Source organism: Actinomyces gaoshouyii, assembly GCF_002076915.1.
Taxonomy (GTDB): Bacteria; Actinomycetota; Actinomycetes; order Actinomycetales; family Actinomycetaceae; genus Actinomyces; species Actinomyces gaoshouyii.
The window spans coordinates 1253043-1278197 of record NZ_CP020468.1 but is presented as its reverse complement, the minus strand read 5'-3'; the positions used below and the strand labels follow the sequence as shown (position 1 = coordinate 1278197).

Sequence of the window (25155 nt, the reverse complement as noted above, 5' to 3'; positions counted from 1 at the left end):
TAGCATGTCCGCCGTGATCAACGTCCAGGACCTCACCCTGCGCATCGGCGCCCGCCGGCTCGTGGCCGGTGCCAGTTTCCGCGTCGACAAGGGCATGCGCATCGGCCTCGTCGGCCGCAACGGCGCCGGGAAGACGACGATGACCAAGCTCCTCGCCGCCGCCTCGGTGGCCCAGGGCACCGGCCAGGCCGTGGCCGACGGCGATGAGCGCCACGGCCTGGACGCCGTCGAGCACGAGGGCACGATCTCCTGCAACGGGACCGTCGGCTACCTGCCGCAGGACACGAAGGTCGGGGACCTGGGCGAGATCGCCCGCGACCGCATCCTGTCGGCCCGCGGCATCGACTCCCTCCTGGCCCGCATCCGCAAGGCGGAGGAGCGCATCGCCACCACCGAGGGCGACGCCATGGCCAAGGCCCTGGACCGCTACACCCGCCTCGACCACGAGTTCACCATGGCCGGCGGCTACGCCGCGGCCTCCGAGGCCGCCCGCATCGCCGCGGCGCTCTCCCTGCCCGACCGCATCCTCGATCAGCCCATCGGCACGCTCTCCGGTGGCCAGCGGCGCCGCGTCGAGCTCGCCCGCGTCCTGTTCGCCCACCCCGACACGCTGCTCCTCGACGAGCCCACGAACCACCTCGACCACGATTCCATCGTCTGGTTGCGCGACCACCTGCGCGCCTACTCCGGCGGCTTCATCGTTATCAGCCACGACGTCGAGCTCCTGCGCGACACCGTCAACCAGGTCATGCACCTGGACGCCAACCGCGGCGCGCTCGACGTCTACCATCTCGGCTGGGACGCCTACCTCAAGCAACGGGCCGACGACGAGCACCGGCGCCGCCGCGAGCGCGCCAATGCGGAGAAGAAGGCGGCCACCCTGCGCGCCCAGGGCGAGAAGATGCGCGCCAAGGCCACCAAGGCCGTCGCCGCCCAGCAGATGCTCAAGCGCGCCGAGAGGCTCATGGCCGGCCTTGAGGCCGAGCAGCAGGCGGACAAGGTCGCCCGCCTGCGCTTCCCGGACCCAGCCCCCTGCGGCAAGACGCCGCTCAAGGCCACCGGGCTGTCCAAGGCCTACGGCTCTCTGGAGGTCTTCGCCGGGGTGGACCTGGCGATCGACCGGGGCTCTCGCGTGGTGGTCCTCGGCCTCAACGGCGCCGGCAAGACGACACTCCTGCGCCTCCTGGCCGGTGTTGAGACCCCGGATTCCGGCGAGATCCTGCCCGGGTACGGCCTCAAGATCGGCTACTACGCCCAGGAGCACGAGACCATCGACAACGACCGCACCGTGGTGGAGAACCTGCGCTCAGCCGCCCCGGAGATGGACGACACCCAGGTGCGCGGCGTGCTCGGCTCCTTCCTGTTCTCGGGAGCGGACGCGGATAAGCCCGCCCGAGTCCTGTCCGGCGGGGAGAAGACGCGCCTGGCCCTGGCGATCCTCGTGGTCTCCAGCGCCAACGTCCTGCTGCTCGATGAGCCCACGAACAACCTCGACCCGGCCAGCCGCCAGGAGATCCTGCGGGCGCTGTCCACCTTCACCGGAGCCGTCGTGCTCGTCACCCACGACGAGGGCGCGGTGAGCGCTCTCAATCCCGACCGGGTGCTCCTGCTGCCCGACGGAGACGAGGACCTGTGGGGCGACGACTACCTCGATCTCGTGTCCATGGCCTGATCGGAGCTTGGCAGGAGGCCGAGAGAGGCTCGTGCGCTCCGGTGAGTGCCGTCACTCGGTGATCCGAGGGGCGCGGACGTAAGGTAGTCGTGAATAACCACGTCGATCGACGGGGACGATTCGCAGACAGTACGGAGACAGTCATGACCCAGACTCTTGAGACCACGAGCACCGAGACGGCCATGGGGACCACCGAGTCGCCCGAGCACGAGGTCCTCCTCACCCAGGCGGCCGCCGCCAAGGTCGCCTCCCTCCTGGAGCAGGAGGGCCGGGACGACCTGCGGCTGCGCGTCGCCGTGCAGCCCGGTGGCTGCTCCGGCCTCGTCTACCAGCTCTACTTCGACGAGCGCTCCCTCGACGGCGACGCCGTGCGCGCCTTCCCGACCGGTGGCGGCGCCATGGAGAGCGTCGAGGTGGTCGTGGACCGCATGAGCGTGCCCTACCTGTCCGGTGCGACGATCGACTTCGCGGACACGATCGAGAAGCAGGGCTTCACCATCGAGAACCCGAACGCGGTCGGCACCTGCGCCTGCGGCGAGTCCTTCCACTGATCCTCACTGAGCGGGTCCTGCCGCCGCCATCAGCGGCGGCAGGACTTCTCACCGACCCGAGAGGCGAGTAGTGCCTTCCTTCCTCCCCCTTCCCACCGTCGGCCGCGCGAAGCGCCGCGGCCTCGCCCTCGGCGCGATCGCGCTGACCGCGGGCCTGACCCTCGCCGGTTGCGGCGGTAGTTCCAAGCAGGCAGACGCGGCAGATGCGCCGGCGGCCACGGTCTCGCCCCTGGCCAGGGTCGACTGCTCGACGCTGACCATCGACTCCGACTCGGCCGCACTGCCGACCGTCAGCGGCGATGCGGGCGCCAAGCCGACCCTTGCCTGGAGCGGCCAGGCCGCGCCGGCGAATCTGACCGTCAAGACCCTCGACGAGGGGACGGGAGAGGCGGTCTCGGGCTCCGACATCGTCAATGCCTCGTACGCCGGCTGGGAGTGGGGCAGCGACGCCACTTTCGATGCCTCCTACGATCGCGGGGCCCCGACCCCCTTCAGCCTCCAGCAGGTGGTCCCGGGCTGGACCTGCGGGCTGGCCGGACACAGGGTTGGCGAGCGCGTGCTCATGTCGATCCCGCCGGAGCTCGGTTACGGGCAGGGCATGACCGGCGGCCAGACGCAGGCCGCCGCGCGGAAGCCTCCCCAGGGCCCGCTGGTGTTCGTCGTCGAGATCGTCTCGAAGGCCTCATCCCAAGATGTCGAATCCGCCGTCTCCACGGCCACCATGGAGGGCGAGGAGACGGCGACCGCCCGCGGGATCACGGTGACCGGAGCGCTCGGCTCCGAGGCGACGATCAGCGTGGCCCCGGGTACGGCGGAGCCCACCGCGCCCGAGGTCATCGTGCTGGCCCGAGGTACGGGGCAGCCCCTGCCCGCGGGTGCCACCGCTGCGGCGAACGTCGCCTTCTCCACATGGGACGGCTCCCGGACCGGCTCCACCTGGAAGGAGGGCGTCCTCCAGACTGTGCAGACGGCCCAGCTCAAGGGCCTGGAAGGGGTGCCCACCGGATCACGCGTCATCGTGCTGACCCCGCCCGCCCCGGACGGCTCGGCGCCATCGCTCGCCTACGTGATGGACCTGGGCGAGGCCCTCTGACCGGCTTCACCACTCACCCGGGAGTGGCAGCGCCGCTCAGGGGAGGGTGAGAAGGGCCCCGCGACCGGACGATCGGTCGCGGGGCCCTTCTCATCCCGGGCCCGGGTCCGCAGTCGGGCCCCGCAGCGCGGCTCAGGATGCCTTGAGGATCTCGGAGCGCGTGGCGGTGGCCAGGGCCAGGCTCTCGGAGACGTTCTGCCAGTTGGCGATGTTCCAGATGGCCTTGACGTAGTCGGCCTTGACGTTGAGGTAGTCGAGGTAGAAGGCGTGCTCCCACATGTCCACCAGGAAGAGGGGGAGGGTGCCCGCGGGCAGGTTCGACTGGTGGTCGAAGAGCTGGAAGATGACCAGCTTGCCGGACAGCACATCGAAGGCCAGCATCGCCCAGCCCGAGCCCTGGATGCCCAGGGCGGCGGCGGTGAAATGGGCCTGGAACTGCTTGAAGGAGCCGAAGGAGTCCTTGATGGCCTCGGCCAGCTCGCCCTCGGGCTCGCCGCCGGCGTTCGGGGCGAGGTTCTTCCAGAAGAGCGTGTGGTTGGTGTGGCCGGCCAGGTTGAAGGCGAGATCCTTCTCCCACTGGTTGATGGCGGCGAAGTTGTCCGCGTCCCGGGCGGCGGCCAGGGCATCGAGCGCGGCGTTCGCGCCCGAGACGTAGGCGGCGTGGTGCTTGTCGTGGTGGAGCTCCATGATGCGCCCGGAGATGTGGGGCTCGAGGGCGGCGTAGTCGTAGGGGAGCTCGGGCAGGGTGTAGACGGCCATGCGGCGTGCCTTTCAGGTCGGTGGGCGGACCCAGCCCGGCGCGACGAAGCGCTAGGACTGAAGTCCCGGATGTGCTCCCATCGTAGGTCGCCGAGCCGGGTGCGGGTAGTCGAGCACCCCTGCCCGGCTGTGATTACACTGACCGCTGAACGCCTTGCCGCCCAGACCGTCCTTCGGAGGACCTCATGACCGCCATCGACTCCCCTGGCGCCGCCGACCGCCTCGAGCTCCTCGTCTTCTCCGACGACGCCAACGTCCGCCGCGAGGTCATCGAGGGCATCGGCCGCCGCCCCGCCAAGGGAATGCCGCTCGTGACCTGGTTCGAGGCGGCTACCGCCGAGGGCGTGCGCCTGTCGATGAAGGACCGGGCCGAGGCCGGCCGGAGGCCCTTCGACGCGCTCGTGCTCGACGGCGAGGTCAAGAAGTACGGTGGCATGGGCCTGGCCCACGAGCTCTTCACCGAGATGGACCGCCGCCCACCGGTGCTGCTCCTGACCGCCCGCCCCCAGGATGATTGGCTGGCCGCCTGGTCCAAGGCGGAGGCCGTCGTTCCCCGGCCCCTGGAGCCACTGGCCCTCCAGGAGGGCATCGTCGCGGCGCTCCGCGCCCGCCGGGGCAGCGTCGTCGCGGCGGGCTGACAGGAGGACTGAGGCGGACCGGATCCCCCACTCCTCAGCCGAAATCATCCGAAGTTTCTCGCATCAACCCGAGTCGATGACTCGTCGGTGGCGGGCGGCGGCGCCGATGGGCCAGGCCAGGACGGAGGGATCTGCGTCGACCTCGACGAGGCGGGCGCCGTCGTCGAGAACCCAGGAGGCCAGCAGTAGCGTCTCCTCCACGCTAGTTGCCTGCCCGACGCGCTCGGGGCGGGCGACGACCTGGGCCGTGGCGCGCAGGTCGTCGACGTAGGGGCGCGGGTCCGCGCCGGGCGGGCTGACGAGCGAGCCCGCAAGCCGTCCCCAGCGCACGGCCACGAGCTCCCAGCCGCCCGTTTCGCGGCGCCTGGCCGCGATGAGGTGCGGGCAGGCGAGCAGGGGCCTGGCGGCCTCCGCGCGGCGCGCACCGAGCAGGAGCGAGCGCAGGCGGGAGGTCCACGCGCCCGCCTCCTCGTAACGCTCGCGCTCGGCCAGGTCGGCCACGCGCTCCAGGATGGGCGCGGCCACGAGGTCGATGTGTCCGGCCAGGGCCCGGCGCGCGGTAGCGGCGTCGGCGGGCGAGTCATCGCCCGAGACTCGGCGCGGGCCCGTGCCGTCCCAGGCGCTCAGCCGCAGGACCGACTCGGCGGCCCGCTGCGCCTCCAATCCGGTCGCGCGGGACGGGAAGGGACCCACGGCCTCGGATACGTCGTCGGTGGGCAGCGCTGTTGTCAGTGCCAGGCGTGGGCCGAGGCCACCGCTCCCCTGGGCTACGCGCAGCCAGGGCTGGCGCTGGGGCGCGCGGGAGCGGCGGTTGAGGGGCGGGTCGAGCTCGGCGATGAGGCGCAACTCGCGAACGCGGGCCTCGATCTCGGTGGGGGTCTCGATGTGGCGCACGCTCACGGCGGTGTCGAGCATGCGGGCGATGCGACCGCGCTTCTCCGCGGCGGTGAAATAGGATCGCACGCGGCGGTGGAGGTCGGAGGCGCTGCCGATGTAGAGCGCTTGCCCGGAGGGGGAGTGGAACTGGTAGACGCCGGGTGCGTGGGGGAGCGGGTCGGCCAGACGGGCCTTGGCGCGGCGCTTGGCGGGAACGGGGTCCGCGGCGGTGGCCAGGTCCTCCACGTGGGTGATGCCCAGCGGCGCGAGGGCCTCCAGGGCGGCGTGGAGGACGTCGGCAGTGGCGCGGGCGTCGTCGAGGGCGCGGTGCGTGGGTCGGGTGGGGGAGCCGACGAAGGAGGCGAGGGTGCCGAGCCTGTGGTTGGGGACGTTGGAGCGAGACCAGGCCTTGCGCGCCAGGGCGAGGGTGTCGACGACGCGGGGCTCGTCCCAGGGCAGGTCCAGCGCGCGGGCGGCGCCGCGCAGGTGGCCGACGTCGAATCGGGCGTTGTGCGCCACGAGGATCGGGCCGGCGGCCCCGGAGCCGGCCGGGCGGGCCCGGCGGAACCAGGCCAGGAAGGCGGTGAGCGCCTCTTCAAGGGCCGGCGCGGTGGCGACCATGGCGTTGGTGATCCCGGTGAGCAGCGTGATCTGGGCGGGGATGGGCGCGCCGGGGTTCGCCAGGGTGGAGAACTCGTCGTCGACGATGCCGCCGCGCACGCGGACGGCCCCGATCTCGGTGATGGCGTGGGCTCCGGGGCCCGCTCCGGTGGTCTCCAGGTCGACGACGACGAAGGTCGCCTCGCGCAGGGGTGTGCCCATATCCTCGAAGGAGCCCTGCGTCCCGGTGGTGACCCACGGGCGGGCGGTCACGGCGGCGCCGCGTGGATCGCGGGCGCCGTCGGCGGAACGTGTGGGTGGGGGCACGGTGCGAGGCTAGACTTCGTGGTGCAGCCGCTCCAAGGGCGCCCCGCCGGGCGCGTGGGGGATGCGAGCGCCAGCAGTAGGAGACGAGAGCGCAGGAGGCCCCCGTGGGATACCGAGGCATGAAGGCCGCCGCCGGCCCCGCCCTGGAGATGCTCTACCAGCCCTGGATCAGGGGCGAGGAGCACATTCCCGCCGAGGGCGCGGCGATCCTCGCCTCGAACCACCTGGCGGTCATCGACTCGTTCTTCCTGCCGCTGCTCATTGACCGCGAGGTGGCGTTCATCGGCAAGTCCGACTACTTCACCGGCAAGGGGGTCAAGGGCTGGGCGGTCAAGCGCTTCATGACGGCCGTGGGCACGATCCCGGTGGACCGCTCGGGCGGCAAGGCCTCGCAGGCGGCCCTCCAGGCGGGGATCGACCGGTTGCGGGCGGGGGAGCTGTTCGGCATCTACCCGGAGGGCACGCGCAGCCCCGATGGCCGCATGTACCGGGGCAAGACGGGCGTGGCGCGCATCGCGCTGGCCACGGGCGCGCCGATCATCCCGGTGGCGATGATCGGCTCGAATATCGCCCAGCCGATCGGTCAGGTCATCCCATCGACGCGCCACCGCGTGGGCATCGTGGTGGGCGAGCCGCTGGACTTCTCGCGCTACCGGGGCCTGGAGAACGACCGCTTCGTGCTGCGCTCCATCACCGACGAGGTCATGTACGCGCTCATGTCCCTGTCGGGGCAGGAGTACGTGGACGTCTATGCGGCGGATGTGAAGAAGCTGATGGACGCCGAGAAGATCACGGCCCTGGAGGCCACGGACCGCCTGCTGACCCAGCAGGCCGGTTCGCGCCCCGCCGGTCCCGTGGCGGCCCCCGGCGGCCGCCCCGCCCCCGAGGTGAGCGTCCCCGAGCCTCCCGCCGATGAGGCCGACGATGGCGACGAGTCGGACGAGGAGCCCACCCCGGAGTCCCGAGACCGCTGACGACGGGGCCGATCGGTCTCAGGCGGCCAGTGCCAGGGATGCTCCCCAGGCCGCCAGGACGGCGAAGGTCCTGGTCTCATCGGCTGAGGTGGGCAGGATGGCGTCAGCGGCCGTTGCGCCGCCGGCCGATGATGGCGCTTGACCGGGCGAGCAGGCGGCGAGGAGCGCGGCCACCGGAAGGGCGGCCGCCCCCGTCAGTGCCGTGCGTCGGCTCAGGGAGGGCGGGGTAGAGGGGAGGAGCGCGATCTGGGAGCGCCGGGCGTGCATAGGACCTACTTTCAGAAGTGGAGATTATGGCAATTCAGGCCGCCATAGTGTAACTTTATTCTACTCGCCGTGGCTGGAGCCAACGGTTTCGCTCTGGGGGAGACTGGGATCGGGGAAGCGGCGACCAGCGGCGCCAGCGCCTTCCGAGCGCGCACGGCTAGGATGAGGGCTGTCACTTCTCAACCTTCACCGAAAGGCCCACGATGACGATCCGTCGCGTCGCCCTGCTCACTGCGGGCGGCTTCGCCCCTTGCCTCTCCGCCGCCGTCGGCGACCTCATCGAGCGCTACACCGAGGTCGCTCCCGACGTCGAGATCATCGCCTACCAGTACGGCTACCACGGTCTGCTCACCGGAAACTACATCGTCGTCGACGCCGAAGGTCGCAAGAACGCCGGCCTCCTGCGCGAGTTCGGCGGCTCCCCGATCGGTAACTCCCGCGTCAAGCTCACCAACGCCAAGAACCTCGTCGAGCGCGGCCTGGTGGAGGAGGGCGTGAACCCCCTCGAGTTCGCGGCCGAGCAACTGCGCAAGGACGGCGTCGACGTCCTGCACACCATTGGCGGCGACGACACCAACACCACCGCCGCGGACCTGGCCGCCTACCTCCACGACAACGACTACGAGCTCACCGTCGTCGGCCTGCCCAAGACCATCGACAACGACGTCGTTCCGATCCGCCAATCCCTCGGCGCCTGGACCGCCGCCGAGGAGGGCGCCGGATTCGCCTTCAATGTCATCGGCGAGCACCGCTCCAACCCGCGCATGCTCATCATCCACGAGTGCATGGGCCGCAACTGCGGCTACCTCACCGCGGAGACCGCCCGCCGCTACCACAAGCTGCTCGACACCAAGCAGTGGGCCCCCTCGCTGGGCCTGACCAAGGAGCGCTGGGACGTCCACGCCGTCTTCCTGCCCGAGGTCAAGCTCGACATCGCCGCTGAGGCCGAGCGCCTCAAGGCGATCATGGACGAGCAGGGCAACGTCAACGTCTTCCTGTCCGAGGGCGCCGGCGTGCCCGAGATCATCGCTGAGATGGAGGCCAAGGGCGAGGAGGTCCAGCGCGACCCCTTCGGCCACGTCAAGCTCGACACCATCAACCCCGGCCAGTGGTTCGCGAGGCAGTTCGCCGAGCTGATCGGTGCTGAGAAGGTCATGGTCCAGAAGTCCGGCTACTACTCGCGCGCCGCCGCCGCCAACGCCGAGGACCTCGCCCTCATCAAGCAGATGTGCGACCTCGCCGTCGACTGCGCCCTGCGCGGCGAGTCGGGCGTCATCGGCCAGGACGAGGAGAACGGTGACGCCCTGGGCGCCATCCCGTTCCCGCGCATCGCCGGCGGCAAGCCCTTCGACATCACCCAGCCCTGGTTCACCGAGCTCATGAGCGAACTCGGCCAGACCGTCGCCCCGGCCGACACGGCCCCGGAGCACTGAGGCCAGGGACGGCCCGGCCGACCGGACCGGCCAGGACCGCCACTCGGGGCCGGCGGCGCCGTGCTGCGGCGCCGCCGGCCCCCAGGCGCGTTCTCGGCGCCCATGGGCGTGACATCTCAGGTGAGCGGAGTGGGAATCGCACGCTTGCAGCGGGAGCGCTCCGACTTCTCGTCGGAATGGCGTAGGCGCTGCACGCGCCCGAGATCCCGCGTGCGCATTCGGGCCTCGAATGCGCACGGGAGACTCCACGGCCCGAGATCGCTTCGCGTGATTCCAACGTTCTGAATCCTGAGGTGTCCTCCGAGCGTGCGACTCCGCGTCTCAGCGCGCTGCCGGTAATCGGCTGACGCTGCCGTGGTGCTCCAAAGGCGGGTCGCGGCTGTCCGGCCCGGGCGGGCCCTGATCCCGGCATGCGGTGGGGGAGTCGGGCCCGCCCCGCCCTGACCTATGCTGACCGGCGTGATGAACGAGCTTGAGGCCACCGCCAGTCCCGGCACCTGGCGAGATCGTCCTGCCGCGCAGCAGCCCGCCTATCCGGATCCCGGGGCTCTGGCGGCCGTTGGGGAGGATCTGCGCTCGCGCCCCCCGCTCGTGTTCGCCGGCGAGGTCGACTCCTTGCGCTCCCGCATGGCCCAGGCCGCGCGGGGCCGGGCCTTCGTCCTCATGGGCGGGGACTGCGCCGAGTCCTTCGACGGCAATACCGCCACGGACATCCGTCTCAAGGTCCAGACCATCCTGCAGATGGCGGCAGTGCTCACCTACGGCGCCTCGATGCCGATCGTCAAGATCGGGCGCATGGCGGGTCAGTACGCCAAGCCCCGCAGCGCCGACACCGAGACCCGTGATGGCCTGACCCTGCCCGCCTACCGCGGCGACTCGGTCAACGGTCACGACTTCAGCCTTCAGGCCCGCACACCGGACCCCGCCCGGATGCTCGAGGCCTACCTGCGCAGCGGCACCGCCCTCAACCTCATCCGCGCCTTCACGATGGGCGGCTACGCCGATCTGCGCGAGGTCCACTCCTGGAACCGCGGCTTCACCGATAACCCCGCTTACAAGCGCTTCGAGGCCTTCGCCGAGGAGATCGACCGGGCCATGCGCTTCATGGAGGCCGCCGGGGTCGATTTCGATGCTCTCAAGCAGGTCGACTTCTACGCCGCCCACGAGGCCCTCCTGCTGGAGTACGAGGATGCCATGACCCGGCGCGACTCGCGCACCGGTGACCTCTACGGCACCAGCGCCCACCTGCTGTGGGTCGGTGAGCGCACCCGCGGCGCCGACGATGCTCACGTCGCCCTCCTGGCGGGCGTGCGCAACCCCGTCGGTGTCAAGCTCGGCCCCACCGCCGCGCCGGAGGAGCTGTTAGCCCTCGTCGACCGGCTCAATCCCGATGGCGAGCCCGGCCGTCTGAGCGTCATCACCCGTATGGGATCGGGCCGTGTCCGCGACGCGCTGCCGCCCCTGGTCGAGGCGGTCCGCGCCGACGGGCGCCCCGTCACCTGGATCACCGACCCCATGCACGGCAACACCATCATCTCCGACAACGGTTACAAGACCCGCCGCTTCGAGGCGATCATGGACGAGGTCCGCGGCTTCTTCGAGGTCCACAGGGCACTGGGCACCGTGCCCGGGGGCATCCACGTCGAGCTCACCGGCGGGGATGTCACCGAGGTCCTCGGCGGTGGCGAGCGCATCGACGAGGCCGGCCTGGCCAAGCGCTACGAGACCCTCGTCGATCCCCGGCTCAACCACCAGCAGTCCCTCGAGATGGCCTTCGAGGTCGCCGAGATGCTCCAAACCCACCACGGCTGAGCCGGGCCCCGGTGTCCGGGAAGGTCTCGAAGGGGACAAGGCTTCGCCGTCAGGGCGAAGAAGCGGCAGGACGCCCGGTAGCCTCGCCCCATGACCCTTCCCGACGCCGAATCCCTGGCTCGGCAGTTGCCCTCCCTCCCGCATGTCGAGCGCGTGCGCGCCCTCGTGCGCCTCGCCCGCGACCACGCCGCCGATCCCACCCTCGGCTCCCTCCTCGACGGCCTCGCCGCCGTCTCCGACTACCACGCCCGCCTCGTCCTGGCCGCCGCCAGGGCGATCGGCGACGTCGAGCGCGTGCGCGCCCTCAGCCGCAGTGCCGTCCCCGGCACCGACGACCTCGCCACCCGCTACCTCTGCCTGCCCCTGAATCAGCGCCGAGCCCTGGAGCACCGCATCCGCGCCACGCGCCGCACCGACATGGCCGCCATCCTCCTCGGCCTTCCCCTGGCCGACGCCGACCGCGCCCGTCTCCTCGCCTCCGCCGACGAGCCCACCGCCCGCTCCCTCATCGCCGACCTCGGCGACCTCCTGCCCAGCCTCGCCCCCCTGGCCCGGCGCCACCCCGGAGTCGTCCTCGACGAGCTCGCCCGCCGTCTCGAGGGTGCCGCCCCCGTCCAGCGCGACCGCGCCTGGGCCTGGGCCCGCACCGCCTACGCTCCGCTCGCCGCCAGCCTGCCCGGCGGGATCATCGCCCTGCTCCTGACCGCCGGGCCCACCCGCGTCATCCCCGACGGCCTCGACCCCCATCTCGGGCGCCTCCTGCGTCACGATCCCACCGCCGTCGGCTCCCTGCTGGCCCGCGCCCCCCACGACGTCGGCCAGCGCCATCTCACCACCGCCAGCGCCCGCCTGGTCAAGAGCCTCCACCGCGCCCTCCACCTGCTCGCCGTCCCCGAGCGCATCGCCCTGGCCCGCGCCGGCCGTGATGACGACGGCCGCCTCGCCGCCATCCTCGCGGCCCTGCCTCCCCGGGATCGCGAGGAGGTCCTCGACGGCGCCCTCGACGGCGTCGACACCGCCCATCGCCACTACTCCGAGGCGCTCCTGGAGGTCCTGCCCCGCGCCCGGCGCCAGCGCGAGGCCCAGCGCATGGCGGCCCTGCCAGAGGCCGCCAGCGCCCTCGACCAGCTCTCGCTCGCCGGATTCCTGCCGCCCGAACAGGCCATCCTCCAGGCCGCGCCCCGCCTCCACGCCCTGGGCGCCGAGGAACGCTCCCAGGCCTGGGCCGCCCTCATCGGCTCCGCCGGGCGCAGCCGCGACGCCGACGCGCTCACCGATGTCCTCCTGCGACTCGGCGCCCTCGATCACGAGCAGGACGCCGTTCGCCTCGTCGTCGCCAGGACCCTGGCCTCCATCCCACTGTCCGTCCTGGCCAGTTGCCCCCTCACGCCCCTGGAGGGCTTCACCCGCTCGGCCCTGCGCGCCCAGGACGCCTCCAGCGCCACTCAGTGGACCCTCCAGGGCCTCGCCTGGGCCCTGATCGACCACGCGATCGCCACTGGGGGCTCTCCCACCGCCCCCGCGCGTCTCCTCCAGGCCGCCGTCGGGGACGAACCGCACCTGTGGCACCCGCCGCTCACCCCTGGGCGCGCCCTGGCCTCCACCGCCGTCGAGGCCCTCGCCAAGCGGCTTCGCGAGGAGTCCCTCGCGGGGGAGTGCGGCCTCCTCCTCGACCTCCACTCCGCCCTCGGCCGCCGGGCGAACGGCGAGCGGCTGCTCGACTCCCTCCTCGTGCAGGCGCTCGACTCCCCCGTTGCCGCGGACCGCCAGGGGGCCGCCGTCGCCTGGCTGGCCGACCCCGCCACCCGCGGCGAGCGCGTGGCCGAGCTCGTGCGCCGCGACGAGTCCTTCGCCGCCCTGCGCCCCGTCACCGACGCCATCGCCACCATGCGGCAGGACCTCGTCGAGATCCTCTTCCTCGACCGCCCCCTGCGGGGCCGCTTCTGGCACCGCGAGCACACCTACCTGGCGCTCCTTCCCGAGGGCTCCCACGGCTGGGCCCCCGAGCACCTCGCCTCCTACGCCTCCGCCCTGCGCCGCCGCATCGACGCGCGCGCCACCACCCGCCCCGAGCGCCATCGCGCCCTGACCGCCCTGGCGCGCATCCCGTCCACCACTGTCGAGGACCTGCGGCCCTGGCTCGACGACGGCGCCCCCGACACCCGCGCCTCCGCCCTGGAGGCCCTCGCCCACCTGTCCGACCCCGAGGCCGCCCTGCGCGAGATCGTCCACCACGCCGGGCAGGACTGGGCCCGCACCGCCTTCGACGGCGCCATGGCCTGCGCAGCGCGCCTCGACCCGGCCATGGCCTCCAAGATCCTCACCGGCGCGATGTCCGGCCCCATCCGCATGAGCGCGCGCAAGGAGGCCCTGCGCATCCTCGCCCGCCTCCACCGCCCCGCGGACCTGCCCACCCTCACCGGTGCCGCCATGGCGCGTGACACCCGCCCCGATGTGCGCCTGGCCGCCGCCCGCGCCATGATCGCCTGGCTCGACGCCCCCGAGGCCTGGACGATCCTCGCCCACGTGGCCACCGAGGGCCGCGACGCCGCTCTCGCCCTGGCGGCCACATCGCCTCGGCACATCGCCGACCGCCATCGCCTGCGCTACGCCCGCCTCCTCCTCGCCGCCGCCCGCGAGCCCGAGCTCATCGCGGCCCTGGGGGAGTGGAGCGATGTCCTGCCAGACCTGCCCAGCCTCCTGGAGGGCATCGTCCGCGACGGCGCCCGAGCCGAGTCGGCCGCCGCGATCAGCGCGATCGCTGGGCACAGCGCGCTCTCGGCCGACTGGAGCGAGCACCTGGCCGTCCTGCGCCGACTCGCGCGCGGCGCCGAGCCCAACGCCCAGGCCGAGGCCGATCTGCCTCGCCTGCGCCGCATGGAGAGCCTCGCTGCCGCCATGATCCCTGACAATGGCGCCTCCCTGCGCTGGCACCGTGACCACCTGGAGGCCATGAGCGCCCTGCTCGAGGACATCGAGCGCGACTCCCGCCCGCTCTGCGCTCCTTGGGCCGGCCGTCTGGCCGCCACCGACTGGGAGGACGAGGCCGCCTGCCTGGCCTCTCTGGAGCGCCTGGCCGGAACCGTCGGCGACGCGAGCCTCGCCGGGGAGCTCGCCGCCACAGCCGCCGCGGCACTCGAGCGCGCCCGCCGGCTGCGCCTCCTGCCCGAGTCCGGTCTGCCCGTCAGCACCGCCGATGCCCTCATGCGCCGTCAGGACGCCGCCGGCGCTGCTCTCGCCCTGGCCATCGTCACCACCCAGGGCCAGGCCCTCGGCTGGCCGGAGCCATGGCGCAACCGACTGCGCGAACTGCGCGGCAACGGCACGGGGATCATCGCCCTCCTGGCGCGCCGGGCGCGCACGGCCGCCGAGTGAGCCGTCCGGGCCTCCCGGCGCCCGCCCGGTCGGCGGGACTCGCCGGCGCGTCCCGCTGCGTCGGTCGATCACCGTGGCGGCGTCACTTGATGCGCACGACCACCGTGGAGCCCTCAGCGGCCTGCTCGCCCTTGGCGGGCTTGGTGTAGTCGACCTCGCCGAAGACGTGGCCCGTCCAGGCCTTGTCCACCTGCACCTCGAAGCCGGCGTCCTTGAGGGCCTTCTTCGCCTCGCTCTCGGACTTCTCCGTCACATCGGGGACGGTGACCATCTTCGGGCCCTGCGAGATCACGAGCGCGACGGTGTCGCCCTTGTAGACGCCACTGGCGCCCTTCTTCGGCGACTGCGAGATGACACGACCCTCCTTGACCGATTTGTCATTGGCCCTGGTGGGAATGCTCATCTCCAGGCCGGCAGCCTCGATCGCCTTGCGCGCCTCCCTCTCGGTCCTGCCGACGACGTCGGGCACCGTGGCCGAGGCGCGCCCCCTGGAGACCGTGATGCTGACGGTCGAGCCCTTGTCCAGGGATTGGCCCGCCGCTGGATCGGTGGAGATCACCATGCCGGTGGCCACGGAGGCGGAGTACTCCTTCGAGGTCTGACCCACTGTCAGGCCAGCGTCGATGATGGCGGTCTGGGCATCGTGCTCGGTCTTGCCGACGACGTCCGGAACGGTCTTCTGCTCAATGCCGAGCGAGACGACGGTCTGGATGCGCGCTCCGACGGTCACCGAGGTGCCGCCCGCGGGCATGGCCGAGATGATCGTGCCGACCGGGACGGAGTCGGAGTGGACCGTTGTCGGCTCGACCCAGATCAGTCCCGCTCCGGAAACGGCGGCACTGGCCTCCTCCGTGGTCATGCCCTCGATCCTGGGGACGCTGACCCGGCGTCCCGGGCCGGCGACGAAGTACCAGGCGCCGGTGCCGCCCACCGCGCCGAGGACGGCGAGCGCGCCACCCGCGATGAGGAGGCGGCGACCGAGGAGCCCGGCCGCGCGCGTGTCGGGATCCTCCTTGCTGTCTCCATCATCGCCGCTCGTGTTGGAGATCGAGCCGATCGGCAGGGAGACCGTGCGCATACCGGCGCTGGGAGTGGCAGCGCCCGGATCGGGGGGGCCCTGGGGGAGGCGGGCCGTCAATGAGGCCTCGGCGGGCGTGACCGCGCTGGCGGAGACTCCCGCGCTGGTAGGGCCGGGAGCGCCGGCGGGGCTCACCGCTCCGGGCGCGCTCGCCGAGCCGACGGCGCCATCAGCGCTGCCCGCACTGCCGGCGGTGTCCGCCCCGGATGGGGAGGCGGCTCCGCCAGCGCCCTCCTCACCGACCGCGCCCATGGCGGCGCCCAGTACGGCGGCACTGGTCGCCGGTGCGTCGTCGGCCCCGGCCTCATCCACGACCTCGGCGGCCACCTCCCTCACCGCGCGCAGCGCGTCATCGGCATTGGCGAGCCGCTCCTGCGGGTCCCGCGCGGTCATCGAGGCCACGAGCCCGTCGACGGCGGTCGGTATCCCATCGGCGCGCGTCGAGGGCGCGGGGATGTCCTCGTGGACGTTGCGGAAGGCGATCTGGATCGGGGTGTCGGCGCTGAATGGCTGCTCGCCGGTGAGCAGCTCGAAGAGCATGACCCCCACCGAGTAGACATCGGCGCGCGGCGTGGAGGCCCCGGAGGTGATGAGCTCGGGGGCGAGGTAGGCGACCGTCCCCAGGATGTTGCCCGTGGAGGTCTGGGTGGCCTCCGTGACCGCCCGGGCCAGCCCGAAGTCGGCGACCTTCGGCACGGAGCCGTCCACCGGCAGCAGGACGTTCTCCGGCTTGATGTCGCGGTGCATGAGGCCGGCGCGGTGGGCGGCGCCCAGCGGCCGGAGCACGTGGCCGGTCATCTCCAGGGCCTCGGCGACCGTCAGGGGGCCCGAGGCGATGCGGTCCCGCAGGGTGGGCCCGGGCACGTACTCCATGATGATGTAGGCGATGCCGTCGATCGCGCCCTGGTCGTAGACGGCGACGACGCCGGGATTGGACAGCCGCGCCGCGGCCCTGGCCTCCCTGCGGAAGCGGGCGACGAAGTCGGGGGAGTCCGCCAGGTGGGCGTGCATGAGCTTGAGGGCGACATCACGCTCGAGACGGCGGTCATAGGCCTTGTAGACCGTGGCCATGCCGCCGCGCGCCACGCGCCGGCCGACCTCGTAGCGAGAGTCGACGATCCGGCCAGTCAGGGGGTCGTGGGACACGACGGCATTGTATGGGGCCCGGGAGTCCGCGCCGGACCGCAGCGCCGGGGCGGGCTCCCACGCGGGTCAGGCGCTGCGGTCGGTCAGCAGCGAGATGACGGAGGCCAGGTCGGCAGTGGCGCTCCTGGAGAGCCCCGCCTCCGCGGTGATGAGCGCTTCGAGGGCCCGGCGCGCCCGCTCGGCATGCTCGTCGATCCTCTCCTCGTGCGCGGCCCTGGCCCCGCATTCCTCGATAATCGCCGCAGCCGCGGCGATCTCCGCCGGATCCGCCCGGGTGTTGGCCAGGACGCGGCGCAGGATCGCCCTGCCCCCGGCGTCGCAGCGCTGCCAGGCCAGCGCCAGCAGCACCGTCCGCTTGCCCTCGCGCAGGTCGTCCCCGGCGGGCTTGCCCGTACGGGCGGGGTCTCCGAAGACGCCGAGCTCGTCGTCGCGCAGTTGGAAGGCGATCCCGGTGGCCTCGCCCAGCTCCGCGAGGCGGCGGGCCCCCTCGCCGTGGGGCGGCAGTCCCCCCAGGAGTGCGCCGATGAGCAGGGGGTGCATGACGGAGTAGCGGGCGGACTTGCGGCGGACCACGGCCAGGGCGGCCTCCTCCATCGCCCGGCCGGCGGCGGCGTGATCCGCGCCCTCATCGGGCAGGGGCAGGGACTCCGTCCGCACGTCCAGGTACTGGCCGAGCGCCACCTCCTCCGCCATGGCGTCGAAGGCGGCCCGCCCCGCCGCCCGGGTCCCCTGCGGGCACTGGGCGAGGGCCGCCCCGAGCTCGGAGCCCGCGGCGGACAGGAGCAGGTCCCCCAGGAGGATCGCCGCGCTGCGGCCATGCGCCTCCGCATCGCCGAGCCAGTGGGAGCCCCGGTGGGCGATGGCGAAGCGGCGGTGGGCCGCGGGCAGGCCCCGGCGGGTCAGCGCGCCGTCGATGACGTCATCGTGGATGAGGGCACTGGCCTGGTAGAGCTCCAGAGCGGCGCCCAGGCCGGCGCAGGCCCGTCCGGACAGGACATCCTCGCGGCGCGCGCTATCGGCTGTGGCGGACAGGGCGATGGCGGCCAGCACGGCCCGCATCCGTTTGCCGCCCCCCAGCAGATCCGCGGCGGCGTCGAGGAGCTCGGCCGCAGCGGGCCCGGCATCGGACCACTCGTCCCTCCGCTCGGCGATCGCCTGCGAGATGCGCTCGTCCACTGCCCGGCGCACGAGGCTCATCGTGCGGTCGATCTGCGTCATGGCGCCAGGGTAGTGGCAAAAGGCGGTGGCGGTCGTGGGAGCAGCGGCAGGGGGTTGCGGCGATCGGCCGATCCCGGGAGCACCCGCCCCTGGGCCGCCGAGCACGGCTGCGCTGGGGCGATGCTGAGCAGAGCGGGAATAAACGCTACAATCGCTGGGTTGCCCGCTGCGATGGTGGTGGACTGCGCCCGGTTCCCCGCGTGGAGATGAGGGGAGTCGAGGGGCTGGCCCGCCGCCGAGCAGACTCCCCACGTGAAAGGTGCCCCGTGGCTTCCTCCACTGCCCTGCGCAAGCGTGCTCAGAACATCGACGACGCCGATGAGGTCCCCGAGGACGACTTCGACCTCGATCCGGACGCCGACGACGCCGATGACTCCGATGAGCAGGAGGCGGACCTCGACGACGACTTGGACGGGGACTCCGACGAGGATGACGAGGGCTCCCTGGGCGCCGATGGCGCCCAGGAGGACGATGGCCCGGCCCCGGAGCTGCGCGACTACTACCTCGACGTGAACCTGGAGGAGAACGGGGACGGCACGAAGAAGCACCCCTTCAACACGCCGGCCGCCCTCAAGGGCGTCAAGCTCGCCCCCGGCGCCACCCTCTACGTGCGCTCCCACACGATCGTCGAGGGCCTGGAGATCGACGGCAACGGCACCCTCGAGGAGCCGATCACCCTGGCCCCCTACGGCCACGGTCCCGTCCCGCGCTTCATCATCGGCGACTCCGCGCCCCTGGTGGCCCGCGAGTTCCTGGCCGAGAACGGCTACATCTTCCGCGGCTGGGTTATCAAGGGCATCAAGATGGAGCCCTCGATCGCCGCCCTCACCGGGGAGCTGGAGAGGATGCGCCGGGAGGAGGCCGAGCGCGCCGCCGCCAAGAAGGCCGGCAAGCGCGTCAAGGAGCGCGACAAGGACGGCTCCTTCACCGTCTCGGACTCCGACGACGCCGATGAGCCCGCCCAGAAGGTGGTCACCGCTGGCGCCACGGCGGACCCGGTCAAGGACTACCTCAAGCAGATCGGCAAGGTCGCCCTCCTCAACGCCCTGCAGGAGGTGGAGCTCGCCAAGCGCATCGAGGCCGGCCTGTACGCCGAGCACCTGCTGGCCACCGAGGGCAACGACTTCCCCGCGAAGTACCGCCGCGAGCTGCACTGGGTGGCCCAGGACGGTCAGCGCGCCAAGAACCACCTCCTCGAGGCCAACCTGCGCCTCGTGGTCTCGCTGGCCAAGCGCTATACCGGCCGTGGCATGCTCTTCCTGGACCTCATCCAGGAGGGCAACCTCGGCCTCATCCGAGCCGTGGAGAAGTTCGATTACACCAAGGGCTACAAGTTCTCCACCTACGCCACGTGGTGGATCCGCCAGGCCATCACCCGTGCTATGGCGGATCAGGCCCGCACGATCCGCATCCCGGTCCACATGGTCGAGGTCATCAACAAGCTCGCCCGCGTGCAGCGCCAGATGCTCCAGGACCTGGGCCGCGAGCCCACCCCGGAGGAGCTCGCCGTCGAGCTGGACATGACCCCTGAGAAGGTCGTCGAGGTCCAGAAGTACGGCCGCGAGCCCATCAGCCTGCACACGCCGCTGGGCGAGGACGGGGACAGCGAGTTCGGCGACCTCATCGAGGACTCCGAGGCCGTGGTTCCGGCCGATGCGGTGAGCTTCACCCTTCTGCAGGAGCAGTTGCACGCGGTGCTCGACACCCTGTCCGAGAGGGAGGCCGGCGTGGTGTCCATGCGCTTCGGGCTGACCGATGGCCAGCCCAAGACCCTCGACGAGATCGGCAAGGTCTACGGGGTCACCCGCGAGCGCATCCGGCAGATCGAGTCCAAGACCATGTCGAAGCTGCGCCATCCCTCGCGCAGCCAGGTCCTGCGAGACTACCTCGACTGATCTCGGGACCCGGTCGGCGCGCGCTCAGGGCCCCGCCGCCACTGACCTGCTGGGTTCTGGACGCTGGGCGCCGGTCCGGGAGAGGATGGAGCCATGAGAAACGCACGCCCCGGCCTCCCCGCCCGGCGACTGGTGCTCGGCCTCGGCGCCGTCGGCCTTCCCCTGCTGGCCGCAGCCTGTTCCCAGTCCAAGGATTCGAAGGATTCCTCCGGGTCCTCGTCATCGCGGCAGTCCGCCACCGGGGAGCCCACCGCCGTTCAGACCACCATGGGGGGTGAGTGGGTCTCGCGCGATGACCTCATCAACCCCCTTCCCCAGGCGTGGGACACCTGGCGCGCCGTTGACGAGACCACGATCGAGCTCGGCTTCTCCAGCGGGCCGGCGACCTGCATGGCAGTCCACGCGGATGTCGGGGAGTCACCCGACGCCGTGGACATCAACCTGAGCGTCGGCTCCTTCCCGGGTGCTCCTGCGCAGTGCCCGGCGATCCTCGAGACCGCGACCGTGCGGGTCACCCTCGCCGCGCCCCTGGGCGATCGCGCCGTCGTCCAGTCCAACTTCCACGGTCAGGGCGCCCAAGCCGCGGACGCCGGCTGATGCCCGAGCGCGGACGCGTATCCCATCCATCGCGCTCGGGGGCCGTAAACCCCGGCCTACAGGCTCATCCCTGCGGCCCACCGTGGTGCGCGCGAACGACTCGGAGATCATCGCCCCGCTGGGTAAGGGCTGCGGCCCGGGGATGGCTGACGACGATGAGGCGGCGCCGGTCGATTTCGCGCGCCTCCAGCTCGACACCCCTGGACGGCGTCGTCCCCGATGCCACGACGATCGCCATGCCCGTCACCGCCGGGCGCGCTCGCACGATGCCGGCTGCACCGGGGCAACGGGCCCGGGGTCAGGCGCCCTCGGTGAGGCGCGAGCTCTCGTCCTGGATGAACAGCGCCCGCTCGGCGAGCGCCTGGGAGTGCTCCCGCCCATGATGGGCGCAGAAGAGCAGCTCTCCCGAGACGAGGAACACGCGCATCCAGGCCTGGGCGCCGCAGGCGTCGCAGCGGTCCGCCGTGGTCAGAGGACGAGCCTCGACGGCGACGCCCTCGGTGAGAGGGGCGGCCTCGGTTGCGGCCGCGCGCTCGATGATGGAGGTGCTCGTAGTGCTCATGACTCGATTGGACCACGTCCGCCCTCCCGATCCGGTCCGCGGACCCGGGTTTCCGCCGGGGGCGCAGAGAGTTCGCCGTGGGCCGATCGGGGACGTGGGGAGGCCCGCTCACGCGGGACCTCCCAGCCGTCCCCGATTCGCGACCCGACGCATCACGGCGACGGCGACTGCGCTGACGAGCTATGGCGCCGGAGGGCGGCGGAGGGCTCTCGCGGCGGGACGGCGCACGAGCCCTGGCGGCCGGGGCTGTGCCGGTTGCGGGCGATCGCTCGGTACACCGTCCTTGCCAGCGGCGCCCCAGGCCCCAGGTGCCGCCGACGAGGGCGAGGGCCGAGGTGATCATGATGGCGGAGAAGGGGCCCTCGATGCGGTTGATGAACCCCTGCGCGGGGCGGCCTGGGAGATCTGATCGAGCGTGGTGGAGTCGCGCATGGGAGTGAAGGAACCTCATTGTCGAGGCGGCGATGCACCGCTGTGGCGGATGCGCCGTCACCGACAGGGCAGCGGTCAGCGGTGCTGGCTCCGGCGCTGTCGAAGCTCACAACCCCCGGAAAACCGTTTAAGTCCGGGATTTTATGGACTTGTAGTCATTATGTGATGGTTCTGCGACTTCCCGCATGTCAGCGTTCCCCTTGTGAGCCTGCTTCCGCAACGGCGCCCGCGAGCCGTGCCGGCGGCGCGGCAGAAGCACCGCGGCCCCGGTATCGGCTAGATTCCGGGCGTGCCCGCATCCGAGAACAAGACCAGCCGAGGCGACTACTCCGCGCGCCACCTCTCCGTCCTGGAGGGGCTCGAGGCGGTGCGCAAGCGCCCCGGCATGTACATCGGCTCGACCGACCAGCGCGGCCTCATGCACTGCGTGTGGGAGATCGTGGACAACGCCGTCGACGAGGCCCTCGAGGGACATGGGGACGCCATCTCGGTGATCGTCCACGACGACGGCTCCATCGAGGTGCGCGACAACGGGCGCGGCGTTCCCGTCGATATCGAGCCCTCCAGCGGGCTGACCGGCGTCGAGCTCGTCTACACCAAGCTCCACGCCGGCGGGAAGTTCGGCGGCGGGTCCTACGGCGCCGCCGGGGGCCTGCACGGTGTGGGCGCCTCCGTCGTCAACGCCCTGGCCTCCCGCATGGACGTCGAGGTGGACCGCGACTCCAGGACTTACGCCATGAGCTTCCACCGCGGTGTCCCAGGCTCCTTCGACGACTCCGCCGGCCGCGGCCCCGACTCGCCGTTCACAGAGTTCACCGACGCCTCCGAGCTGCGTGTCATCGGCAAGGTCAAGCGGGGCACCACCGGCACTCGCGTGCGCTACTGGGCCGACCCCCAGATCTTCCCCAGGCCCACCGAGTACGATGCCGGGGCCCTGCGCGCCCGCCTGCGCCAGACCAGTTTCCTCGTGCCCGGCCTCACCCTGTCCCTTGACGACCAGCGCCCCGAGGCCGAGGCCATCGCCGCATCCACCACGCCCGCTGCGGACGCCGGGGCCACCGACGACGCCGTGGCCGAGGCCTCGCTGCGGACGGGCGCCAAAAACGCCGTCGAGGGTTCGGGGGACCTGTTCGACACCGGTGCCGAGGACGGCGTCGAGGTCTTCCGGGCGCGCGGCGGCACCGCCGACTTCGTCGACTTCCTCGCCACCGACGCCTCAGTGACCGACACCTTCCGGCTCAGCGGCGAGGGCTCCTACACCGAGACCGTCCAGCAGCTCGACAAGTCCACCGGCCACCTGCGCCCCGTGGAGGTGGAGCGCACCTGCTCCGTCGACGTCGCCCTGCGCTGGGGCATCGGCTACGACACCCTGGAGCGCTCCTTCGTCAACATCATCGCCACCCCCATGGGGGGCACCCATCTCACCGGGTTCGAGCAGGCCCTCGTCAAGGTGCTGCGCAAGCAGATCGACGCCAACTCCCGCGCCCTGAAGATGACGGCCAAGGACCCCCGCATCGAGAAGGAGGACATCATGGCGGGCCTGACCGCCGTGGTCACCGTGCGCGTGCCCGAGCCGCAGTTCGAGGGGCAGACCAAGGAGGTCCTGGGCACCGCCCCCGTGCGCCAGATCGTCGCCCGCGTCGTGGAGAAGGAGCTCACAGCCCTGCTCACCTCCACCAAGAGGGACCTGAAGGCCCAGTCCCGCTCGTTGCTGGAGAAGGTTGTCGGGGAGATGCGCGCTCGTGTGAGCGCGCGCATGCACAAGGAGATCACCCGTCGTAAGACCGCCCTGGAGACCTCCACCCTGCCGGCCAAGCTCGCCGACTGCCGCTCCAACGACGTCGCCCACTCCGAACTGTTCATCGTGGAGGGCGACTCCGCGCTCGGCACCGCCAAGAACGCCCGCAACTCCGAGTACCAGGCGCTGCTGCCCATTCGCGGCAAGATCCTCAACGTCCAGAAGGCCTCCCAGGCGGATATGCTGCGCAACGCCGAGTGCTCGGCGATCATCCAGGTGGTGGGCGCGGGCTCGGGGCGCACCTTCGACCTTGGGCAGGCCCGCTACGGCAAGGTCATCCTCATGACCGACGCCGACGTCGACGGCGCCCACATCCGCACCCTCCTGCTCACCCTCTTCTTCCGCTACATGCGCCCCATGATCGAGGCGGGCCGAGTCTTCGCCGCCGTGCCGCCCCTGCACCGCATCGAGGTCTCCGGCTCCGGGCGCCGCAAGAGGGAGATCATCTACACCTACTCCGACGACGAGCTCGTCACCACCCTGCGCAGGCTGGAGAAGCAGGGCCGCTCCTTCAAGGAGCCCCAGCGCTACAAGGGCCTGGGGGAGATGGACGCCCACCAGCTCGCCGAGACCACCATGGAGCCCGAGCACCGCACCCTGCGGCGCATCACCCTGGCCGACGAGGCCGCCCTCACCCACGCCGAGGACGTCTTCGAGCTCCTCATGGGCTCCAGCGTGGAGCCGCGCCGCGACTTCATCATCGCGGGGGCCGACGCCGTGGACCGCGATCGCATCGACGCCTGAGCGCCGGTGAGGGGTCCGCCGTCGCCCATCCCGGGCCGCTCCCGGTTCCACCTGCAGGAGGAGGGGCCGGCCCCGCCTCTCCGGTAGCCTTGCCGGAAACGTGTCCCGGTGCCGGGGCGGGTGTCGCTGTGGACACGGGCGCCCCCCCGGATGAGGCCGGCAGCGGGCCGGCCGTGGAACCGGCGGCGGCAGTGGCGGCTCACTGGCACTTCGTCGGCAGGGCATCGGATCAGGCAGTAAGGAGGCGGTAATGGCATATTACGGACGACCCAAGGCCACCGCGGCCGCGGCGTGGTCGATGATGCGCCCGGGCGCGCGCTCGGCCCTGCCCCGCTCCCTGTCCTGGAGGCCCCTGGGCCCCGCCGACAACGCCGAGCTGGCCGCGCTCGTCGCCCGGGCCGAGGATGTCGATGATCCCCCCTACCGCACCACCGAGCAGGAGACCGCCGAGTACTTCCTCGACCCAACGTACTCCGGCGTCGCCGGGAGGGACGCCGATGGCGTCATGCGCGCCTTCGGGCTCGCCCGGGTGCGCCCGGCCGCGGAGATCTTCGCCTCCGTGCTCGGCGTCGTCGACCCGCTCTGGCGGGGCCGGGGCATCGGCGGGGCGATCCTGCGCTGGCAGTCCGAGCGCGCCCGTCACCTCATCGGCGCTGAGCGCGCGGGGAGGCAGGGCGATGGCTCTCTCATCCCCGCCCACATCATCACCACGGTGCTCGAGGACGATGAGCGGATGCAGACGCATCTGACGAACCTCGGATACTCGCCCCAGCGCTGGTACCGGGAGGTGCGCCGCTCGCTGAGCGAGCCGATCCCGCAGGCCCCCGTGGACCGCTTCCTCAGCATCGAACCGTGGTCCAAGGACTTGGATGAGGCGATCCTGCGGGCCCACAACCGGGCGGCCGACGACGCCGGCGCGGAGCCGATGAGCCCCGAACGGTGGGCCGCGGGCCGGGCCTTCTTCGCCCCCGAGTGGTCCTTCGTGGCCCTGGACCGCTCCAGTGACCGCGCTCGGATCGCCGGGTACCTCCTATCCAGCCGGTACGAGCAGGACTGGGAGGCGCTGGGCTGGAAGGAGGGCTACACCGATATGCTCGGCTCGCTCGCCGAGTACGCCGACCGCGGCCTCGGCGCGGCCCTGCTGGCCGCGGCCATGCGCGCCTACGCGGCCGACGGCATGGAGTACGCCGCCGCCGGCGTCGACTCCGCGAGCCCGACGGGCGCCGGCAGCCTCTACGAGCGGCTCGGCTACCAGCCCACGCGCGGCACGATCCTCTACGGCCTGGACGTGTGACCCCGGCGGTGATG

18 protein-coding genes are annotated in these 25155 nt (G+C 72.0%); 12 read left to right on the top strand and 6 right to left on the bottom strand.

Translation table 11 applies throughout. The features are described from left to right. The first annotated feature begins 13 nt into the window (after nt 1-13). From B6G06_RS05215 to B6G06_RS05205, 3 genes are all read left to right on the top strand, one after another. Entirely contained in the window at nt 14-1672 is a 1659-nt protein-coding gene (locus B6G06_RS05215; RefSeq protein WP_205635441.1) for an ABC-F family ATP-binding cassette domain-containing protein, read from the top strand. Nucleotides 1673-1815: 143 nt separating this feature from the next. Continuing rightward, nucleotides 1816-2223, top strand: coding sequence for a HesB/IscA family protein (locus tag B6G06_RS05210; RefSeq protein WP_081171317.1), 408 nt, complete (start codon nt 1816-1818; stop codon nt 2221-2223). A gap of 70 nt (nt 2224-2293) precedes the next feature. Next, nucleotides 2294-3316, top strand: coding sequence for an FKBP-type peptidyl-prolyl cis-trans isomerase (locus B6G06_RS05205; RefSeq protein ID WP_081171315.1), 1023 nt, complete (start codon nt 2294-2296; stop codon nt 3314-3316). A gap of 132 nt (nt 3317-3448) precedes the next feature. Here the strand turns inward: B6G06_RS05205 and B6G06_RS05200 are convergent, their stop codons facing one another. Further along, nucleotides 3449-4075: a superoxide dismutase gene (locus B6G06_RS05200; protein ID WP_080462737.1), complete on the bottom strand. Its 627-nt coding sequence runs from the start codon at nt 4073-4075 to the stop codon at nt 3449-3451. 185 nt (nt 4076-4260) lie between these two features. On the opposite strand from B6G06_RS05200, the gene B6G06_RS05195 reads away from it, so the two are divergent. Then, complete coding sequence (locus B6G06_RS05195; protein WP_081171313.1) at nt 4261-4713, top strand: hypothetical protein; 453 nt, start codon at nt 4261-4263, stop codon at nt 4711-4713. A 63-nt stretch (nt 4714-4776) separates the two neighbouring features. On the opposite strand, the gene B6G06_RS05190 is transcribed toward B6G06_RS05195, so the two are convergent. Then, nucleotides 4777-6411 (bottom strand): DEDD exonuclease domain-containing protein, encoded by a 1635-nt coding sequence (locus tag B6G06_RS05190; protein ID WP_240494124.1) that lies wholly within the window; start codon nt 6409-6411, stop codon nt 4777-4779. Between the two features lie 209 nt (nt 6412-6620). Between B6G06_RS05190 and B6G06_RS05185 the strand changes: the two genes are divergently transcribed. Beyond that, complete coding sequence (locus B6G06_RS05185; RefSeq protein WP_081171309.1) at nt 6621-7490, top strand: lysophospholipid acyltransferase family protein; 870 nt, start codon at nt 6621-6623, stop codon at nt 7488-7490. Between the two features lie 18 nt (nt 7491-7508). On the opposite strand, the gene B6G06_RS05180 is transcribed toward B6G06_RS05185, so the two are convergent. Further along, nucleotides 7509-7757, bottom strand: a complete 249-nt coding sequence (locus tag B6G06_RS05180; RefSeq protein WP_081171307.1) for a hypothetical protein — start codon at nt 7755-7757, stop codon at nt 7509-7511. A 203-nt stretch (nt 7758-7960) separates the two neighbouring features. Between B6G06_RS05180 and B6G06_RS05175 the strand changes: the two genes are divergently transcribed. The 3 genes from B6G06_RS05175 to B6G06_RS10630 all read left to right on the top strand — a co-directional run bounded on the left by B6G06_RS05175 (nt 7961) and on the right by B6G06_RS10630 (nt 14377). Beyond that, a complete protein-coding gene (locus tag B6G06_RS05175) occupies nt 7961-9190 on the top strand; it encodes a pyrophosphate--fructose-6-phosphate 1-phosphotransferase (protein WP_081171305.1) in 1230 nt (409 codons plus the stop codon). Nucleotides 9191-9637: 447 nt separating this feature from the next. Then, a complete protein-coding gene (locus B6G06_RS05170; RefSeq protein ID WP_081171303.1) occupies nt 9638-11002 on the top strand; it encodes a class II 3-deoxy-7-phosphoheptulonate synthase in 1365 nt (454 codons plus the stop codon). A 90-nt stretch (nt 11003-11092) separates the two neighbouring features. After that, the gene (locus B6G06_RS10630) at nt 11093-14377 is read left to right on the top strand and encodes a hypothetical protein (protein WP_081171301.1); all 3285 of its coding nucleotides are present in this window, start codon (nt 11093-11095) and stop codon (nt 14375-14377) included. Between the two features lie 82 nt (nt 14378-14459). Here the strand turns inward: B6G06_RS10630 and B6G06_RS05160 are convergent, their stop codons facing one another. Together B6G06_RS05160 and B6G06_RS05155 are read right to left on the bottom strand one after the other, a co-directional pair. Next, entirely contained in the window at nt 14460-16601 is a 2142-nt protein-coding gene (locus tag B6G06_RS05160; RefSeq protein ID WP_080462729.1) for a Stk1 family PASTA domain-containing Ser/Thr kinase, read from the bottom strand. A 66-nt stretch (nt 16602-16667) separates the two neighbouring features. Beyond that, a complete protein-coding gene (locus tag B6G06_RS05155; RefSeq protein ID WP_081171299.1) occupies nt 16668-17819 on the bottom strand; it encodes a polyprenyl synthetase family protein in 1152 nt (383 codons plus the stop codon). Nucleotides 17820-18085: 266 nt separating this feature from the next. Here B6G06_RS05155 and B6G06_RS05150 point away from each other — a divergent pair, with 266 nt between their 5' ends. Both B6G06_RS05150 and B6G06_RS05145 read left to right on the top strand, forming a co-directional pair. After that, nucleotides 18086-19714 (top strand): RNA polymerase sigma factor, encoded by a 1629-nt coding sequence (locus tag B6G06_RS05150; protein ID WP_081171297.1) that lies wholly within the window; start codon nt 18086-18088, stop codon nt 19712-19714. A gap of 93 nt (nt 19715-19807) precedes the next feature. Next, on the top strand, nt 19808-20311 hold the full coding sequence (locus B6G06_RS05145; RefSeq protein WP_205635440.1) for a hypothetical protein: 504 nt from the start codon (nt 19808-19810) through the stop codon (nt 20309-20311). Between the two features lie 298 nt (nt 20312-20609). On the opposite strand, the gene B6G06_RS05140 is transcribed toward B6G06_RS05145, so the two are convergent. Beyond that, a complete protein-coding gene (locus B6G06_RS05140) occupies nt 20610-20873 on the bottom strand; it encodes a DUF7455 domain-containing protein (protein WP_080462726.1) in 264 nt (87 codons plus the stop codon). Nucleotides 20874-21594: 721 nt separating this feature from the next. Between B6G06_RS05140 and B6G06_RS05135 the strand changes: the two genes are divergently transcribed. Both B6G06_RS05135 and B6G06_RS05130 read left to right on the top strand, forming a co-directional pair. Then, on the top strand, nt 21595-23847 hold the full coding sequence (locus tag B6G06_RS05135) for a DNA gyrase/topoisomerase IV subunit B (protein WP_081171295.1): 2253 nt from the start codon (nt 21595-21597) through the stop codon (nt 23845-23847). Nucleotides 23848-24097: 250 nt separating this feature from the next. Further along, nucleotides 24098-25141, top strand: coding sequence for a GNAT family N-acetyltransferase (locus B6G06_RS05130; protein WP_081171292.1), 1044 nt, complete (start codon nt 24098-24100; stop codon nt 25139-25141). The last annotated feature ends 14 nt before the right edge of the window (nt 25142-25155 follow it).

Bases quoted from the DNA above. Each gene is read 5' to 3' on its own strand.
- B6G06_RS05130 (WP_081171292.1), top strand. From the start codon at position 24,098: ATGGCATATTACGGACGACCCAAGGCCACCGCGGCCGCGGCGTGGTCG.
- B6G06_RS05190 (WP_240494124.1), bottom strand. From the start codon at position 6,411: ATGGGCACACCCCTGCGCGAGGCGACCTTCGTCGTCGTCGACCTGGAG.
- B6G06_RS05200 (WP_080462737.1), bottom strand. From the start codon at position 4,075: ATGGCCGTCTACACCCTGCCCGAGCTCCCCTACGACTACGCCGCCCTC.
- B6G06_RS05180 (WP_081171307.1), bottom strand. From the start codon at position 7,757: ATGCACGCCCGGCGCTCCCAGATCGCGCTCCTCCCCTCTACCCCGCCC.
- B6G06_RS05195 (WP_081171313.1), top strand. From the start codon at position 4,261: ATGACCGCCATCGACTCCCCTGGCGCCGCCGACCGCCTCGAGCTCCTC.
- B6G06_RS05210 (WP_081171317.1), top strand. From the start codon at position 1,816: ATGACCCAGACTCTTGAGACCACGAGCACCGAGACGGCCATGGGGACC.
- B6G06_RS05155 (WP_081171299.1), bottom strand. From the start codon at position 17,819: ATGACGCAGATCGACCGCACGATGAGCCTCGTGCGCCGGGCAGTGGAC.
- B6G06_RS10630 (WP_081171301.1), top strand. From the start codon at position 11,093: ATGACCCTTCCCGACGCCGAATCCCTGGCTCGGCAGTTGCCCTCCCTC.
- B6G06_RS05175 (WP_081171305.1), top strand. From the start codon at position 7,961: ATGACGATCCGTCGCGTCGCCCTGCTCACTGCGGGCGGCTTCGCCCCT.
- B6G06_RS05170 (WP_081171303.1), top strand. From the start codon at position 9,638: ATGCTGACCGGCGTGATGAACGAGCTTGAGGCCACCGCCAGTCCCGGC.
- B6G06_RS05140 (WP_080462726.1), bottom strand. From the start codon at position 20,873: ATGAGCACTACGAGCACCTCCATCATCGAGCGCGCGGCCGCAACCGAG.
- B6G06_RS05145 (WP_205635440.1), top strand. From the start codon at position 19,808: ATGAGAAACGCACGCCCCGGCCTCCCCGCCCGGCGACTGGTGCTCGGC.